The following is a 16,685-nucleotide window of genomic DNA, read 5'->3' as shown; positions in this document are numbered from 1 at the left end:
CTCTGAATGCGTACAACAAGGCCGGCATTCGCCGGCCTTGATTAACTTCACATCACCAGACGGCGAATATCTGACAACATGTTGTTGATGATGGTGATAAAGCGCGCACCATCAGCACCGTCGATCACGCGGTGGTCGAAGGATAGAGAGATTGGCATCATCAGACGCGGAGCAAACTCTTTACCGTTCCATACCGGTTCCATCGCCGACTTGGAAACACCGAGGATCGCCACTTCCGGCGCGTTCACGATTGGCGCGAAGTGCGTCGTACCCAGGCCACCCAGGCTGGAGATGGTGAAACATCCACCCTGCATGTCGCCCGCCGTCAGCTTACCGTCACGCGCTTTTTTCGAGATCGCCATCAGTTCACGCGACAGCTCAGTGATGCCTTTTTTGTTCACATCTTTGAACACCGGAACCACCAGACCGTTTGGCGTATCCACGGCCACACCGATGTTGATGTATTTCTTCAGCGTCAGTTTCTGACCATCTTCGGACAGTGAGCTGTTGAAACGCGGCATCTGTTCCAGCGCAGCGGCAACGGCTTTCATGATAAACACCACCGGGGTGAATTTCACATCCAGCTTACGTTTCTCTGCTTCGCTGTTCTGCTGTTTACGGAACGCTTCCAGATCAGTGATATCGGTCTTGTCGAAGTGGGTCACATGCGGAATCATCACCCAGTTACGGCTCAGGTTAGCACCCGAGATTTTCTGGATACGACCCAACTCGACTTCTTCGATTTCGCCGAACTTGCTGAAGTCCACTTTCGGCCACGGCAGCAGGCCAGGCAGGCTACCGCCACTCGCCGCCGCTGCTGGAGCGGTTTCAGCGCGTTTCACCGCATCCTTCACATAGGCCTGAACGTCTTCTTTCAGGATGCGACCCTTACGGCCAGTGCCTTTGACTTTCGCCAGGTTAACACCGAACTCACGTGCCAGACGACGAATCACCGGCGTGGCGTGCACGTAGGCATCGTTCTCAGCAAAGTCGCTCTTCGCCTCGGCTTTTGTCGCCGGGGCTGCCGGTGCAGGTGCAGCAGCAGCCGGTGCCGCTTCCTGTTTCGCCGGGGTGGCAGCAGCAGGCGCAGCGCCTTCTACTTCAAACACCATAATCAGCGAGCCGGTTTTCACTTTGTCACCGGTAGCGACTTTCAGCTCTTTAACGGTACCCGCGAACGGAGCCGGGACTTCCATTGACGCTTTATCGCCTTCCACCACAATCAGTGACTGCTCAGCGGTAACTTTATCGCCCACTTTGACCAGCACTTCGGTGACTTCCACTTCATCACCACCGATATCCGGTACGTTGACATCTTTCGCACCAGCAGCGGCCGCAGGAGCCGGTGCAGCAGCAGGTTGTGCCGCTGCCGCAGGGGCTGCCGGAGCAGCAGCGCCTTGCGCTTCAAATACCATGATAAGCGAACCAGTGTTCACTTTATCGCCGGTGGCGATTTTGATCTCTTTCACCACGCCCGCGAACGGAGCCGGGACTTCCATTGAGGCTTTGTCGCCTTCCACGGTGATCAGTGACTGCTCAGCCGCAACGGTGTCGCCCACTTTGACCAGAATCTCGGTGACTTCCACTTCGTCACCGCCGATATCCGGCACATTGACATCTTTGCTGACAGCAGCGGCAGCAGCAGGTGCCGGTGCGGCTTCTGCTTTCTTCTCTTCTGCCGCCGGTGCAGCTGCTGCTGCACCTTCTGCATCAAAGATCATAATCAGCGAACCGGTTTCGACTTTGTCGCCGGTGGCAATTTTGATCTCTTTGACTACGCCCGCCTGGGGTGAAGGCACTTCCATCGAAGCTTTATCGCCTTCTACGGTGATCAGTGACTGTTCGGCTTCAACCTTGTCACCTACCTTGACCAGAATCTCGGTGACTTCAACTTCATCAGCCCCGATATCCGGCACTTTAATTTCGATAGCCATTACTCTCTTACCTCTTAAGCCAGACGCGGGTTAACTTTATCGGCATCGATGTTGAATTTGGTGATCGCTTCCGCCACCACTTTCTTATCGATTTCGCCGCGTTTAGCCAGTTCACCCAGTGCAGCAACCACGACATACGATGCATCCACTTCGAAGTGGTGACGCAGGTTTTCACGGCTGTCTGAACGACCGAAGCCATCAGTACCCAGTACGCGGTAGTCGCTCGCCGGTACGTAGCTACGAACCTGTTCTGCGAACAGTTTCATGTAGTCGGTTGATGCAACAGCAGGTGCTTCGTTCATCACCTGAGCGATGTAAGGCACGCGCGGCGTTTCAGTCGGGTGCAGCATGTTCCAGCGTTCGCAATCCTGGCCATCACGCGCCAGTTCGGTGAACGAGGTCACGCTGTAGACGTCAGAACCGATACCGTAGTCTTTCGCCAGGATCTGTGCCGCTTCACGAACGTGACGCAGAATAGAACCCGAGCCAAGCAGCTGCACTTTACCTTTGCTACCGTCAACCGTTTCCAGCTTGTAGATACCCTTACGGATACCCTCTTCCGCACCCTGCGGCATAGCAGGCATGTGGTAGTTTTCGTTCAGCGTGGTGATGTAGTAGTAAATGTTTTCCTGCGCTTCGCCGTACATACGTACCAGACCGTCATGCATGATGACCGCCACTTCATAGGCGTAAGACGGGTCGTAAGAGATACAGTTCGGGATAGTCAGCGACTGAATATGGCTGTGGCCATCTTCATGCTGCAAACCTTCACCGTTCAGGGTGGTACGACCGGAGGTGCCGCCGACGAGGAAGCCACGCGCCTGCTGGTCGCCTGCCAACCACATCAGGTCACCGATACGCTGGAAGCCGAACATCGAGTAATAGATGTAGAACGGAATCATCGGCAGGTTGTTGGTGCTGTAAGAGGTCGCCGCCGCCAGCCAGGATGAACCTGCGCCCAGCTCGTTGATGCCTTCCTGCAGAATCTGGCCTTTTTCGTCTTCTTTATAGTAAGCAACCTGCTCACGGTCCTGCGGGGTGTACTGCTGGCCGTTCGGGCTGTAGATACCAATCTGACGGAACAAACCTTCCATACCAAAGGTACGGGCTTCATCGGCAAGGATCGGCACCAGACGATCTTTGATCGACTTGTTCTTCAGCATCACGTTCAGCGCACGCACGAAGGCGATGGTGGTAGAGATCTCTTTGCTCTGCTCTTCCAGCAGCGCACTGAACTCTTCCAGTGCCGGCATGTCCAGCTTCTCAGTGAAGTTAGGCTGGCGAGTCGGCAGGTAGCCGCCCAGTTTTTCACGCTGACCGTGCAGGTAGTTGTACTCTTCTGACCCTTTTTCAAAGGTCACGTAAGGCAGTTTTTCAATGTTTTCATCAGCTACCGGCACATTGAAGCGATCGCGGATGTAGCGAACGCCATCCATGTTCATCTTCTTCACCTGGTGAGCGATGTTTTTGCCTTCAGCAGTGTCACCCATACCATAACCTTTGATGGTATGCGCCAGAATCAGCGTCGGCTGGCCTTTGGTGTCCTGCGCTTTTTTCAGTGCTGCGTAGATTTTCTTCGGATCGTGACCACCACGGTTCAGGGCGAAGATCTCTTCGTCTGACCAGTCTTTCACCAGAGCGGCGGTCTCCGGGTATTTACCAAAGAAGTGCTCACGCACGTAGGCACCGTCACGTGATTTGAAGGTCTGGTAGTCACCGTCAACGGTTTCGTTCATCAGCTGGATCAGTTTACCGCTGGTATCTTTCTTCAGCAGCTCATCCCAACGTGCACCCCAGATCACTTTGATCACGTTCCAGCCAGCACCGGCAAAGATGCCTTCCAGCTCGTTGATGATCTTACCGTTACCGGTGACCGGGCCATCCAGACGTTGCAGGTTGCAGTTGATGATGAACACCAGGTTGTCCAGTTTTTCACGGACAGCGATGGTGATCGCACCTTTAGATTCCGGCTCATCCATCTCACCGTCGCCGAGGAAGGCGTAAACGGTCTGAGCTGAGGTATCTTTCAGGCCACGATGTTCCAGATATTTCAGGAATTTAGCCTGATAGATCGCATTCAGTGGGCCAAGACCCATTGATACGGTCGGGAACTGCCAGAATTCCGGCATCAGTTTCGGGTGCGGATAAGAAGAGAGACCGTTGCCATGCACTTCCTGACGGAAGTTGTTCATCTGCTCTTCGGTCAGGCGACCTTCAAGGAACGCACGAGAGTAGATACCCGGAGAGATATGGCCCTGGAAGTAGACCAGATCGCCGCCATCTTTCTCGCTACGTGCACGGAAGAAGTGGTTAAAGCACACTTCATAGATAGTCGCGGAAGACTGGAAGGATGAGAGGTGACCACCCAGCTCCAGATCTTTCTTCGACGCACGCAGTACCGACATGATGGCGTTCCAGCGGATTGCGGAACGGATACGACGTTCAAGCGAGGTGTTGCCCGGATAGTCCGGTTCATCTTCAACGGCAATAGAGTTGATGTAGTTGCTAACAGCAGAAGAACCTGCAGCAACTTTTACGCCGCCCTTGCGTGCAGCACTTAATACCTGGTCAATCAGATACTGCGCGCGCTCAACACCTTCTTCACGGATGACCGATTCGATCGCCTGTAGCCAGTCACGAGTTTCGATCGGATCCACGTCATTGTGTAAACGTTCTGACATGGGGTGTATTCCTTATCTGTGTCTAATACGTTGAATTGTCAGGAGCCTGTCTGCTTGTGCTTTGTTTCAGTTCACAGCACAAGAAGACAGGCCCGTCGCTTTTTATCCGCACGTTCGTTGCCGCGCGTTATTCCTTACGTTGCTGTAAACGACGCAGGGAGCGTTCACGACGACTCTGCTCCCGACTTCTATCCAGCAAGATTTCCTCAATGAACGCCAGGTGACGGTGTGATGCCTCGCGTGCTTGTTCTGGCTCACGAGCCACAATCGCCTCAAAAATACTGGCGCGGTGACCGCTCACTTTCGCCAGCATTTCCCGGCGAGCGTAGAGCAATTCAAAATTCTGACGGACGTTTTGTTCCAGCATAGGGCCCATCGAACGCAGCAAATGCAAAAGCACCACATTATGAGCCGCTTCTGTGACAGCGATCTGATACTGCATCACCGCGTCGGCTTCAGCATCGAGATCGCCACTATCCTGCGCCTGCTGAATTTGCACATGGCAGTCGCGAATACGTTGCAGATCCTCATCCGTACCCCGTAGCGCCGCATAATACGCAGCAATGCCTTCCAGCGCGTGGCGGGTTTCCAGCAGGTCAAACTGAGATTCCGGATGTTGAGCAAGCAGGCCGACCAGTGGGTCGCTCAGGCTTTGCCAGAGATGCTTCTGAACGAAGGTGCCGCCACCCTGACGGCGCAGCAGCAACCCTTTCGCTTCAAGGCGCTGGATCGCTTCACGAAGAGAAGGACGTGAGACATCGAATTGTTTGGCGAGTTCGCGCTCGGGAAGCAGCTTCTCTCCCGGCCGCAGCGTCCCTTCCATAATCAGGGATTCCAGCTGTTGCTCAATTGCATCGGAGAGCTTTGGTTGGCGAATCTTACTGTAAGCCATCGTCCCTTCTTATTCTGCCAGGCGCCCGGAGTAAATTGGTAATACCAATTGCCAAAAGTTGCCGGTAAAGTAACAAAGTATTCACCTTGTGTCTATATGGCAGCCGTCACACTTCAGGGGATAATCATTGGTTAAATGCGCTAAACGGCTGGGATAAAGACAGAAATACAGCTTCAGGGCGAATTGTTAACAGAATTCACTTTTACCAAACCTTACACAGGCTTAGCGTCTCTCTTCCCTTGCAACCATAAGGGAAAGCTATTCGAGTTTATTACCAATTCATGTCAGAAATAACGCAGCAGACGGGCAGTGGATGCTGCTGCTTTTTCAGGCATCTCTTAGCACAAAAAGCAAAAGCAGGTGCAAAGCGTCGCGCTTATCACTATTCTGGTCGCCATGGTAGCTCACGTATGCACACAGCACGCCAGATACCGTAAATAAATGAGTACGTTATGTAAAAACAGCCTTACATTGGGCGAAAAATAACAACATCACGAGGTTCGTATGGAACAACAGCATGGCGACACGCTGCACCGCGGCTTGAAAAATCGCCATATTCAGCTCATTGCGCTGGGTGGTGCCGTAGGTACTGGTCTGTTTCTGGGTAGCGCTTCAGTCATCAAATCTGCCGGCCCGGCCGTTATTCTTGGCTATGCCATTGCAGGATTTATTGCCTTTCTGATTATGCGTCAATTAGGCGAAATGGTAGTGGAAGAGCCGGTAGCCGGTAGCTTCAGCCATTTTGCCTACAAATATTGGGGCAACTTTGCCGGTTTCGCCTCCGGCTGGAACTACTGGGTGCTGTATGTGCTGGTCGCCATGGCCGAGCTGACCGCCGTCGGTAAATACGTCCAGTTCTGGTGGCCGGACTTCCCCACCTGGGCGACAGCCGCCATCTTCTTTGTGGTAATCAACGCCATCAACCTGACCAACGTTAAAGTGTTTGGTGAGATGGAGTTCTGGTTTGCCATCATTAAAGTCGTCGCGGTGATTGGTATGATCCTGTTCGGCGGCTGGCTGCTGTTTAGCGGCAACGGTGGCCCACAGGCGACCGTCAGCAACCTGTGGAACCAGGGCGGCTTCTTGCCGAATGGCTTCAGCGGGCTGGTGATGATGATGGCGATCATTATGTTCTCGTTTGGCGGTCTGGAGCTGGTGGGGATTACCGCCGCGGAAGCCGACAACCCGGAGCAAAGCATTCCTAAAGCCACCAACCAGGTGTTGTGGCGTATCCTGATTTTCTACATCGGCTCACTGGCGGTGCTGCTGTCACTGCTGCCGTGGACCCGCGTTACCGCAGATACCAGCCCGTTTGTCCTGATTTTCCACGAGCTGGGTGATGCACTGGTCGCCAATGCGCTCAACGTGGTGATCCTGACGGCGGCGCTGTCGGTGTATAACAGCTGCGTTTACTGCAACAGCCGCATGCTGTTCGGTCTGGCACAACAGGGCAATGCCCCGAAAGCGCTGCTGAACGTAGACAAACGCGGCGTACCGGTGGCAACGATTCTGGTATCGGCGGTGGCGACGGCACTCTGTGTGCTGATCAACTACCTGATGCCGGGCGAAGCCTTTGGTCTGCTGATGTCGCTGGTGGTCTCCGCACTGGTGATTAACTGGGCGATGATCAGCCTGGCACACCTGAAATTCCGTAAGAAGAAAGACCAGCAGGGCGTTACCACTCGCTTCCGCGCCATCCTTTACCCACTGGGTAACTGGATCTGCCTGCTGTTCCTCGCCGGTATTCTGGTGATCATGGCGATCACCCCGGGCATGGCAATTTCTGTCTGGTTGATTCCGGTCTGGTTGGTGGTGCTGGCTGTCGGCTACGCGATTAAAAACAAAGCGCAGCAAGCATAATCTCCCCTCTCTGCCCGCTCCTGATGTGCGGGCAGAGATTGCTCTTCTTTAGATCTCCCTCACACTTTTTCTCGCCCAGGCGTTTTGTCCATCATCCCGACCAATTGGTCCCCGCCAGATTGCTGATTTTCCGCTAATAATTTTTGCACCTGTTATTACTGGAGAAAAACAATGAAAGGAGCGGCCCTCTCGTTCCGCGAAAAGCTGGGATATGGCATGGGCGATGCCGGATGCAACATGATTGGCGGAGCCATCATGCTTTTCCTGAACTATTTCTATACCGATGTGTTTGGCCTCGCCCCGGCGCTGGTCGGTACGTTATTGCTTTCCGTGCGGGTATTGGATGCCGTAACAGACCCGATAATGGGCGCGATTGCTGACCGCACGCAAAGCCGATGGGGACGTTTCCGTCCCTGGCTACTGTGGATCTCCGTCCCTTATGTGTTGTTTAGCGTGCTGATGTTCACCACGCCAGACTGGAGCTATGAAAACAAAGTCATCTGGGCCTTTATCACTTATTTCCTGATGTCATTGACTTACACCGCTATCAATATCCCCTACTGCTCACTGGGTGGTGTCATCACTAACGATCCCGGTGAACGTGTCTCCTGTCAGTCTTATCGTTTTGTCATGGTCGGTGTCGCCACACTGATTTTGTCTCTGTCGCTGTTGCCAATGGCCGAATGGTTTGGCGGTGACAACAAAGCACGTGGCTACCAGATGGCGATGAGCGTACTGGCACTGATTGGCCTGGCGATGTTTCTGTTCTGCTTCGCCACGGTGCGTGAGCGTATTCGCCCGGCGGTCCCCACCAACGACGATTTGAAAAATGACCTGCGTGATGTGTGGAAAAACGATCAATGGGTGCGCATTCTGCTGCTGACGTTCTGCAACGTCTGTCCAGGCTTTATCCGCATGGCCGCCACCATGTATTACGTCACCTGGGTGATGGGTCAGTCGACCCACTTTGCCACCCTGTTTATCAGCCTGGGTGTGATTGGCATGATGCTGGGCAGTACGTTGGCAAAAGTGCTGACCGATCGCTGGTGTAAATTAAAAGTGTTTTTCTGGACAAACATCGCCCTGGCGCTGTTTTCATGTGGTTTCTACTGGATCAATCCACACGCCATCCTGAGTGTGGTGATCGCGTATTTCTTGCTGAATATCCTGCATCAGATTCCCTCACCGCTGCACTGGTCGCTGATGGCCGATGTGGATGATTACGGCGAATGGAAAACCGGCAAACGCATTACTGGCATGAGTTTCTCTGGCAACCTGTTTTTCCTCAAAGTCGGGCTGGCCGTTGCCGGGGCGATGGTTGGCTTCCTGCTCTCCATCTACGGCTATGATGCCGGGGCAAAACAACAATCCGATCAGGCAATCAACGGCATCATGCTGCTGTTCACCGTCATTCCTGGCGTGGGTTATCTGATCACTGCCGGAGTGGTCCGCTTACTGAAAGTGGATCGTAAATTGATGCGTACCATTCAGGACGATCTGGCATTGCGTCGTGCGAACTTTCGCGACCTGCATGCATCACACCCCTCCTCTGCCGCTGTTATCGAACCCGGAGAAATTAAATGAGTCATTCCTGGCCTAATCCGTTTATCACGCAACGTGCCGATCCTTTTATTCTCCGTCATGGCAACGGTTACTACTTTGTCGCGTCAGTACCTGAATATGACCGTCTGGAAATACGTTATGCAACCACCCTGGCAGCGCTCCCCGAGGCGGAACCCGTCGTGGTATGGCATAAACCGGACACCGGCCCTTTTAGCGCCCTGATCTGGGCACCGGAGTTGCATCATATCAACGGTCAGTGGGTCATCTATTTTGCAGCAGCCCCCACGCGTGAAATTAAAGATGGGTTGTTCCAACACCGCATGTACGCGTTGGTCTGTAGCGATGCCGATCCCCTGACCGGCCACTGGCAGCCGGTGCGTCGGGTGCATACGCCGCTGGATAGCTTCTCCCTCGACGCCACGCATTTTGTTCATCAGGGAAAAAACTGGTATCTGTGGGCGCAGAAAGATCCCACGATCCCCGGTAACTCGAATCTCTATCTCGCCGAGTTGCTGAATCCCTGGACATTGAAAGGCACGCCGCAAATGCTGAGTCGTCCGGAGTATGAATGGGAATGTGCTGGATTTAGTGTGAATGAAGGACCAGCGGTCATTCGTCACGCGAACAAGTTATTTGTCACATATTCGGCCAGCGCGACGGATGAAAACTATTGTCTGGGGATTCTCAGCATTGATGCAGACGCCGACCCGCTGCATGCTGCGGCATGGCAAAAATCAGCCCGCCCGGTATTCAATACCAGTTGGGACAACCATCAATACGGGCCAGGCCACAATAGCTTTACCGTCGACGAACAAGGAAAAGACGTATTGGTTTATCACGCGCGCAATTATACGGAGATTGAGGGCGATCCGCTGTGGGATCCGAACCGCCATACGCGACTGAAATATTTTGCCTGGCGTGAAGACGGCACACCGGATTTCGGCGTGCCGCCTGCCGATCACACCAGCGTACCGTAGATGGTCAACAGCGCGACCACGACCACCAGCACCAGGGAAATGCGTTTTGCCAGTGCAACCGCCACGCGCGGGGTTTCCACTTTATCAACATGGGGGTCACGCGCGAGGGAGAACTGCGCCAGGCTGGTCAACACCTGATATTGCGAGCGATGCCAGTCGGTCAGCGAGGCGAACCAGGCTGGTAGCGCTCGCTCACCATGCCCCAGTAACGCGTAGGCAACGCCTGCCAGACGCACCGGGATCCAGTCCAGCAGATGCAGGATGCGATCAACGCCCGATTGTGCACGTTCCAACGGAGTATGGTGTTTGGCCAGCCAGCTTTGCCAGGCGCGCAGAAAGGCGTAACCCACCAGCAGTACCGGCCCGTAAGGGCCACCCACCACAAACCAAAACAGCGGAGCCAGATAAAAGCGAAAGTTTATCCAGATCAGCGCGTTCTGCAGCTCACGCAGAAATTCGCGCTCACTGCATTCGACAGGCACCCCATGAATCAATGTCAGTTCTGCCGCCATCGCCTGATGTGCCGCCTGGTCATCGTGGCTCGCCGCTTTCAGATAAGTGTGATAATGCAGGCGTACCGAACCCGCACCGATACACAGCAACCCGACAACAATCCAGAACAGCAGCTGTGCCACGCCAAAGAGCAGCCCTTTCAGACTCCAGACCAGCAGCCAAACAATCAGCATGGCGATGAGGGTCATTACCAGGGTGCGGAGCAGCGAAAAACGCTGGCGACCACGAAACAACGGCTCCAGCCGATGATCCAGCTGCCAGTGCTCACCCAGTTTAAACAGTCGTTCCCAACCTAACACTAATAACAAGCTAAACAACGTCATACCTGCTCCTGCTGAATTCAGGGATTCTCCCGCTTTAAGGCATGTTTATAGCGAACCCAGTCAAATGCCGGTCCCGGGTCGGTTTTACGTCCTAGGGCAATATCACTGTGTCCGGTGATGCGTTCCACTGCCAGCGGATAGTGCTGTATCAATAGTTCAGTCACCTGCGCCAGCGTCGCATACTGCGCATCGGTATAGGGCAGAGTATCGGTGCCTTCCAACTCGATCCCCATCGAAAAATCATTACAGTTTTCCCGACCTTCAAATTGCGATGCCCCCGCATGCCAGGCGCGCTGATCAAAGGAAACATACTGCACCAGTTCACCGTCACGACGGATCAGGCAATGCGCCGCCACGCGTAAATGGGCAATATCCGCAAAATAAGGATGCGCATCCGCAGGTAACGTGCCAGTAAACAGTCGATCAATCCACGGGCCACCAAATTCACCAGGCGGCAAACTGATATTGTGAATAATCAGCACCGAAGGTACTTCATTTTCCGGCCGCTGGTTGAAGTGCGGTGAAGGCACTTTACGCGCGCTGGTAATCCAGCCATCTTCCAGTTTCATGCCATATTTCCTGCATTTAAGTCAGGCTGAGAATAACATGATTCTTTGCGGGCGCTTGTGAGTTAATGCGAAAGGCGGCGAAAGTTAAGGATACTAAACATTTCATCGCTATGAACTGGTATTAGCACTGGAATCAGGCTAAGGTGTGCGCTCATTCTCTCGTCATCTGGAGCAGAAATAGTATGGCATCGCGTCGTTACGATCCCGATTATCGCCGCCAGGCGTTGATCAGGCGCATTGAGCAGGATATCCCGGAAGCCGTTGCACGTGCGCTTCAGGAGGATTTAGGCGGTGAGGTCGATGCGGATCGTGATATCACCGCATTGCTGCTCCCGGCAGATAAACAGGCAGAAGCTAAAATTATCACCCGCGAAGCCGGTGTTTTCTGTGGTAAACGCTGGGTCGAAGAAGTGTTCATCCAGTTGGGCAACAAAGTGACCATCACCTGGCATGTCGAAGATGGGCAAGTGCTGGTCGCCGATCAGCTACTGTTTGAGTTGCAAGGCCCGGCGCGCTTGCTGTTGACGGCGGAACGCACTGCACTCAACTTTGTACAGACGCTTTCCGGTGTAGCCACTGAAGTCAGCCATTATGTCGCCTTGCTGGCGGGCAGCAACACACAATTGCTGGATACCCGTAAAACCTTACCCGGTCTGCGTACTGCCCTGAAATATGCCGTACTCTGCGGCGGCGGTAGCAATCATCGCCTCGGTCTGTCTGACGCCTTTCTGATTAAAGAAAACCATATCATCGCCAGTGGTTCCGTGCGCCAGGCGGTGGAGAAAGCATTGTGGTTACAGCCCGATGTGCCGGTCGAAGTGGAGGTCGAAACACTGGATGAATTGCAGGCTGCGCTGGCTGCCGGTGCCGATATCGTGATGCTTGATAACTTCACGCTGGAGATGATGCGCAAGGCCGCCGCGCTGACACAAAGACGCGCGCTACTCGAAGTGTCCGGCAACGTCACGGCAGCGACCCTGCCGCAAATTGCCCAAACCGGGGTAGATTATGTCTCGGTAGGTGCCTTGACCAAACACGTGCGCGCGCTCGATCTCTCCATGCGTTTTCGCGAAACCTGATCACCAGGCCGCGGTGTGATCCGCCGCGGATTTGCGAGCCAACTTCCAGCTCATTGATCTGCAAGCTGCAACCTCGGTTCTTTTCTTCGGGCTATTTCCAGACGTTTGATTTCACCGCTTTTGCTTTCCCCTGCCCTTTTCTACCGTAGCGGCTCCACAACAAGGAGCCTGCTTATGGAACGACAACGTGGTTTTACCCTTATCGAATTAATGATTGTGATCGGCATTGTTGCCATCCTCAGTGCCATCGGTGTCCCTGCCTATCAAAATTATCTACAACGAGCCGCGCTGACCGACATGTTGCAGACAATGGTGCCCTATAAAACAGCGGTTGAACTGTGTGCGATTGAGCGAGGTGGCCCTGCGCAATGTCAGGCAGGCGATCGCGGTATCCCTGCCGCCAAAGGCTCACGCTATGTCGCCACCCTTGCCGTCATCAACGGCGTCATCACGCTAACCGGTCAGGAAAGCCTGTCTGGCTTAACGGTAGAAATGCAACCGGTATGGAATAGCACCGATGGTACGCTGGACTGGCAACGCAGCTGTAACAGCGACAACAACACCCTGCGCGATAACTGCCTGGAACAGTTCCGCTTTACTGACAAAGGGGGTCGCAATGGAGAAGTCTGATGACATGTTAAAGGCGTTATGTCGGCGTCATAACGCGATAATTCTGCATCATGATGACACCTTACTGCGCGTGGCCGTGGCGGGTACACCTGAACCGGCACTGTTGGAAGCACTGCAATTCGCCAGTCAGTGTAAAGTTGAGGTGGAGTGCTGGCCCGCCGCGCGGGTTGAGCAACTCCTTCACGAGCCGGGCCGTGCTGATGATGCGCCGAGAGAACAGGCGGCGGTAGAATCCGCCATCAGCGCAGTGGAATATATTCTGTGCCAGGCAATACAACGCCGGGCATCTGATGTCCATTTTGAGCCACAACATAACGCGTTGCGTGTCCGACTGCGTATTGATGGTGTGCTGCATAAGCTGGCGCAATTGCCTGATGCACAACCTGCTGCGGTGTTGGCCCGGTTGAAAATTCTCGGTGGGCTGGATATCGCTGAACGACGCTTGCCGCAGGATGGGCAATTTACCCAGGAGCTGGAAGGGAAAAATGTGGCCTTTCGTCTCTCCACGCTGCCCATCAGCCACGGTGAGAAGGCAGTTGTACGCTTAATGCAGAGTGAAAATAGCGCCATTGCGCTGGATAAGCTCGGCATGCCTGCCCTTCAGTTGCGTCAGTTCAGTAATGCGCTGGCGAAACCACAGGGGTTGATTCTGGTCACCGGCCCGACCGGTAGTGGCAAAACCTTCACCCTTTACAGCGGATTAAGTGCACTCAATGTGCCGGAAAAAAATGTCTGTAGTGTAGAAGACCCGGTGGAAATTCCGCTTACCGGTATCAACCAGACACAAATCCAGCCCCGTAGTGGACTGGATTTCAATTTGGTGCTGCGCGCCTTACTGCGTCAGGACCCGGACGTCATCATGGTTGGTGAGATACGCGATGCAGAAACGGCCGGGATTGCAGTCAAAGCCGCACAAACCGGTCACCTGGTACTCTCCACACTTCATACCAATTCAACCGCTGAAACGCTGACACGGCTGCGGCAAATGGGGATTCCGGGTTATCTGCTTGGCCCGGCGCTGCAGCTTATTGTTGCGCAACGTCTGGTAAGACGGCTATGCGTGCATTGCCGCCAACCGGGGCAAGCTATCGCTCACCTGCCCAGCGAATTATGGCCGGGCACCCTACAGACCTGGCGAGCACCGGGCTGCGACCACTGCTTTTCTGGCTACTATGGGCGGCTGGCGCTTTTCGAACTCTTGCCCATGACGGCCAAATTGCAGAATGCCATTTCAGCGGATATGCCACTGGAGCATCTGCTGTCACTGGCGAACCAGCAGGGAATGAAGACACTGGTGGCTGCTGGACTGGAGGCCGTCAGTCGCGGAGAGACCTCGCTGGAAGAGATGCAGCGCGTGATTGGGTTAGATAATGGCTAATCTCTATCAGTTTCGCTGGCAGGCGCTGGACAGCGCCGGTTTACTGCAAAACGGTGAATCATTGCTCCCCACGCCAGAGGCACTGCTACAGCAATTGACCGATCGCGGAATGATGGTCGTGAGCTGGAAGCGCGGAAAATGTTGGCGGACGCGCGACTGGAAGTGGCAGCAGAAAAACCATTTGGTCCAACAGTTAGCGACCTTGCTGAAGGCGGGCCTGCCCCTGGCAGAAAGTCTGGCATTGCTTGCCGAAGGGCATCCGGATATCGGCTGGCGCACCTTACTCAAAGGATTGCAGCAACAGGTACTGGCGGGCATACCCTTTTCTCAGGCACTGCGCGGCTGGCCGCAAATTTTCCCGCCGCTGTTTCCGGCATTGATGCAGGTGGGGGAACTTACCGGGCAGTTAGATGAATGTTGCCGCCAACTGGCACAACAGCAAACCAGCCAACAGCTTTTACGTCAAAAAGTGGTCAAAGCACTGCGCTATCCATTGTTTATTATGCTGGTCGCGATTGCAGTGAGCACCGGTATGCTGTTATTTGTCTTACCGGAATTTGTCGCGGTGTACGCCAGTTTCGATGCACCACTTCCGGCACTCACTGCCAGCGTGATGGCATTATCCGCCTTATTTCAGGCAGCGGCCTTACCACTGCTGCTGGGATGTGCGATGGCTGCCATCCTGGCCCAGCAAATTTATCGCCGCTCGGCACCATGGCAGCGCCATTGTCAGCTTTGGTTGTTACGGCTGCCTTTACTGGCACCGTTGTGGCGGGGCAGCCAGCTCACGCAAATTTTTGATATTCTGCAACTGACACAGCGCGCCGGATTAACTTTATTACAGAGTTTACAGGCGGTAGAGGTGACACTCACTTCCCTGCTGTGGCGCGAAGCCATAAGCCAACTCCAGCAACATATTTCTGCGGGTGCGCCGTTACATCAGGCACTGCACCAACATCAGCTTTTTACGCCGTTGTGCGCACAACTGATTAAAGTGGGCGAAGAGGTGGGAGCTTTAGATGTCATGTTGTCACGCCTGGCGGAATGGCATCGGGAAAATACGTTGGGTCGCGCGGAGTCTCTGGCTGCCGCACTTGAACCCATGATGATGGTGGTCATTGGTGGCATCGTCGGCACCCTGGTCATTGCTATGTATTTGCCGGTATTTGGTCTGGGGGATGCGATTCGTTAGCGGGTGCCAGCCAGACACCCGCTTCAGAACATCAGCGGGTAAACACCCGATTTTCCTGTTCTGCTACACGAATAAAAGTGGTGCGCTTGGTCAGTTCTTTCAGTCTTTCCGCGCCGACATAAGTGCATGCCGATCGCAGACCACCAAGAATATCTTTTATGGTGTCGTCAACCGGCCCACGCAGTGGCAGCCGGACGGTTTTGCCCTCTGCCGCACGGTATTGGGCAACACCACCTACATGGCGCTTCATGGCCGATTCTGAGCTCATGCCATAAAACAGCATAAATTGCTCGCCCTGCTCCTCAACGATGGTGCCTTCGCACTCATCATGAGCCGCCAGCATACCGCCAAGCATGACAAAATCAGCACCGCCGCCAAAGGCTTTGGCGATATCGCCCGGCACGGCACAACCACCATCACTGACGATTTGCCCCCCCAGCCCGTGAGCAGCATCTGCACACTCAATCACCGCTGAAAGCTGTGGGTAACCCACCCCGGTTTTGACTCGCGTGGTGCAGACTGAACCGGGACCGATACCCACTTTCACGATATCCGCACCAGACAGAATCAGTTCTTCCACCATCTCCCCGGTTACCACATTACCGGCACAAATCGTTTTGCCCGGGAAACTCTCGCGCGCACGTTGCAGGAACGCAACAAAGTGCTCGGAATAACCATTAGCCACATCGATGCAGATAAAATTCAGTTGAGGAGAAAGCGCCAGAACGGCGTTGAGTTTGTTGAAATCCGCTTCTGAGGTTCCGGTGGACACCATGACATGTCCCAGCACCGATGCGGGCACGCGCTGAATAAACGCCTGCCAGTCTTCGACACTGTAGTGTTTGTGCACGGCGGTCAGCACACCGAATCCTGCCAGCGCTTCGGCCATGGTAAAAGTACCGACCGTATCCATATTCGCGGCGATGACTGGTACGCCAGTCCAGCTCAGACCTGAATGTTTAAAGGTAAAAGTGCGTTCAAGTTCAACATCAGAACGGCTTTTGAGGGTGGAACGTTTGGGGCGGATCAAAACATCTTTAAAGCCCAGTTTTACATCTTCTTCAATACGCATAACGGGTGTCCTGGTAAGTGGC

Annotated in this window: 13 protein-coding genes; 7 read left to right on the top strand and 6 right to left on the bottom strand. The window is 54.2% G+C overall.

Annotated elements, in window-relative coordinates:
- Positions 1–47 precede the first annotated feature (47 nt).
- The 3 genes from aceF to pdhR all read right to left on the bottom strand — a co-directional run bounded on the left by aceF (position 48) and on the right by pdhR (position 5,507).
- Positions 48–1,934 (bottom strand): pyruvate dehydrogenase complex dihydrolipoyllysine-residue acetyltransferase, encoded by a 1,887-nt coding sequence (gene aceF, locus PAT9B_RS03525; RefSeq protein ID WP_013507882.1) that lies wholly within the window; start codon positions 1,932–1,934, stop codon positions 48–50.
- Between the two features lie 14 nt (positions 1,935–1,948).
- Positions 1,949–4,615 carry a pyruvate dehydrogenase (acetyl-transferring), homodimeric type gene (gene aceE / locus PAT9B_RS03520; RefSeq protein WP_013507881.1) on the bottom strand — a complete coding sequence of 889 codons (2,667 nt, stop codon included), beginning with the start codon at positions 4,613–4,615 and terminating at the stop codon, positions 1,949–1,951.
- Between the two features lie 127 nt (positions 4,616–4,742).
- A complete protein-coding gene (pdhR, locus tag PAT9B_RS03515) occupies positions 4,743–5,507 on the bottom strand; it encodes a pyruvate dehydrogenase complex transcriptional repressor PdhR (RefSeq protein WP_013507880.1) in 765 nt (254 codons plus the stop codon).
- Between the two features lie 504 nt (positions 5,508–6,011).
- Here pdhR and aroP point away from each other — a divergent pair.
- From aroP to PAT9B_RS03500, 3 genes are all read left to right on the top strand, one after another.
- The gene (gene aroP, locus PAT9B_RS03510; protein WP_013507879.1) at positions 6,012–7,367 is read left to right on the top strand and encodes an aromatic amino acid transporter AroP; all 1,356 of its coding nucleotides are present in this window, start codon (positions 6,012–6,014) and stop codon (positions 7,365–7,367) included.
- A gap of 171 nt (positions 7,368–7,538) precedes the next feature.
- Positions 7,539–8,951, top strand: coding sequence for a glycoside-pentoside-hexuronide (GPH):cation symporter (locus tag PAT9B_RS03505; RefSeq protein ID WP_013507878.1), 1,413 nt, complete (start codon positions 7,539–7,541; stop codon positions 8,949–8,951).
- Entirely contained in the window at positions 8,948–9,907 is a 960-nt protein-coding gene (locus tag PAT9B_RS03500) for a family 43 glycosylhydrolase (RefSeq protein WP_013507877.1), read from the top strand. Before PAT9B_RS03505 ends, PAT9B_RS03500 begins: the two co-directional genes overlap by 4 nt.
- Here the strand turns inward: PAT9B_RS03500 and ampE are convergent.
- Positions 9,889–10,743 (bottom strand): beta-lactamase regulator AmpE, encoded by an 855-nt coding sequence (gene ampE, locus PAT9B_RS03495; protein ID WP_013507876.1) that lies wholly within the window; start codon positions 10,741–10,743, stop codon positions 9,889–9,891. The two genes, PAT9B_RS03500 and ampE, sit on opposite strands and share 19 nt — an antisense overlap.
- 17 nt (positions 10,744–10,760) lie before the next feature.
- Positions 10,761–11,312, bottom strand: a complete 552-nt coding sequence (gene ampD / locus PAT9B_RS03490) for a 1,6-anhydro-N-acetylmuramyl-L-alanine amidase AmpD (RefSeq protein WP_013507875.1) — start codon at positions 11,310–11,312, stop codon at positions 10,761–10,763.
- Positions 11,313–11,494: 182 nt separating this feature from the next.
- Between ampD and nadC the strand changes: the two genes are divergently transcribed.
- From nadC to hofC, 4 genes are all read left to right on the top strand, one after another.
- On the top strand, positions 11,495–12,391 hold the full coding sequence (gene nadC, locus PAT9B_RS03485; RefSeq protein WP_013507874.1) for a carboxylating nicotinate-nucleotide diphosphorylase: 897 nt from the start codon (positions 11,495–11,497) through the stop codon (positions 12,389–12,391).
- 174 nt (positions 12,392–12,565) lie between these two features.
- Positions 12,566–13,021 (top strand): prepilin peptidase-dependent pilin, encoded by a 456-nt coding sequence (gene ppdD, locus PAT9B_RS03480; protein ID WP_013507873.1) that lies wholly within the window; start codon positions 12,566–12,568, stop codon positions 13,019–13,021.
- Positions 13,008–14,399 carry a type II secretion system protein GspE gene (gene gspE, locus PAT9B_RS03475; protein ID WP_013507872.1) on the top strand — a complete coding sequence of 464 codons (1,392 nt, stop codon included), beginning with the start codon at positions 13,008–13,010 and terminating at the stop codon, positions 14,397–14,399. The genes ppdD and gspE overlap by 14 nt, the downstream gene beginning before the upstream one ends.
- On the top strand, positions 14,392–15,591 hold the full coding sequence (hofC, locus tag PAT9B_RS03470; RefSeq protein ID WP_013507871.1) for a protein transport protein HofC: 1,200 nt from the start codon (positions 14,392–14,394) through the stop codon (positions 15,589–15,591). The genes gspE and hofC overlap by 8 nt, the downstream gene beginning before the upstream one ends.
- A gap of 31 nt (positions 15,592–15,622) precedes the next feature.
- Here hofC and PAT9B_RS03465 read toward each other — a convergent pair whose 3' ends face one another.
- A complete protein-coding gene (locus PAT9B_RS03465; protein ID WP_013507870.1) occupies positions 15,623–16,663 on the bottom strand; it encodes a GMP reductase in 1,041 nt (346 codons plus the stop codon).
- Positions 16,664–16,685: the final 22 nt, after the last annotated feature.

This window comes from Pantoea sp. At-9b, assembly GCF_000175935.2.
GTDB lineage: Bacteria > Pseudomonadota > Gammaproteobacteria > Enterobacterales > Enterobacteriaceae > Pantoea.
Note: the sequence above shows the minus strand (reverse complement) of the source record. Positions and strands in the feature narration are given on the sequence as shown.

What these genes read in the sequence shown, in the direction of transcription:
- aceF (WP_013507882.1), bottom strand. Translation starts at nt 1,934, where the DNA reads ATGGCTATCGAAATTAAAGTGCCGGATATCGGGGCTGATGAAGTTGAA.
- aceE (WP_013507881.1), bottom strand. Translation starts at nt 4,615, where the DNA reads ATGTCAGAACGTTTACACAATGACGTGGATCCGATCGAAACTCGTGAC.
- pdhR (WP_013507880.1), bottom strand. Translation starts at nt 5,507, where the DNA reads ATGGCTTACAGTAAGATTCGCCAACCAAAGCTCTCCGATGCAATTGAG.
- aroP (WP_013507879.1), top strand. Translation starts at nt 6,012, where the DNA reads ATGGAACAACAGCATGGCGACACGCTGCACCGCGGCTTGAAAAATCGC.
- PAT9B_RS03505 (WP_013507878.1), top strand. Translation starts at nt 7,539, where the DNA reads ATGAAAGGAGCGGCCCTCTCGTTCCGCGAAAAGCTGGGATATGGCATG.
- PAT9B_RS03500 (WP_013507877.1), top strand. Translation starts at nt 8,948, where the DNA reads ATGAGTCATTCCTGGCCTAATCCGTTTATCACGCAACGTGCCGATCCT.
- ampE (WP_013507876.1), bottom strand. Translation starts at nt 10,743, where the DNA reads ATGACGTTGTTTAGCTTGTTATTAGTGTTAGGTTGGGAACGACTGTTT.
- ampD (WP_013507875.1), bottom strand. Translation starts at nt 11,312, where the DNA reads ATGAAACTGGAAGATGGCTGGATTACCAGCGCGCGTAAAGTGCCTTCA.
- nadC (WP_013507874.1), top strand. Translation starts at nt 11,495, where the DNA reads ATGGCATCGCGTCGTTACGATCCCGATTATCGCCGCCAGGCGTTGATC.
- ppdD (WP_013507873.1), top strand. Translation starts at nt 12,566, where the DNA reads ATGGAACGACAACGTGGTTTTACCCTTATCGAATTAATGATTGTGATC.
- gspE (WP_013507872.1), top strand. Translation starts at nt 13,008, where the DNA reads ATGGAGAAGTCTGATGACATGTTAAAGGCGTTATGTCGGCGTCATAAC.
- hofC (WP_013507871.1), top strand. Translation starts at nt 14,392, where the DNA reads ATGGCTAATCTCTATCAGTTTCGCTGGCAGGCGCTGGACAGCGCCGGT.
- PAT9B_RS03465 (WP_013507870.1), bottom strand. Translation starts at nt 16,663, where the DNA reads ATGCGTATTGAAGAAGATGTAAAACTGGGCTTTAAAGATGTTTTGATC.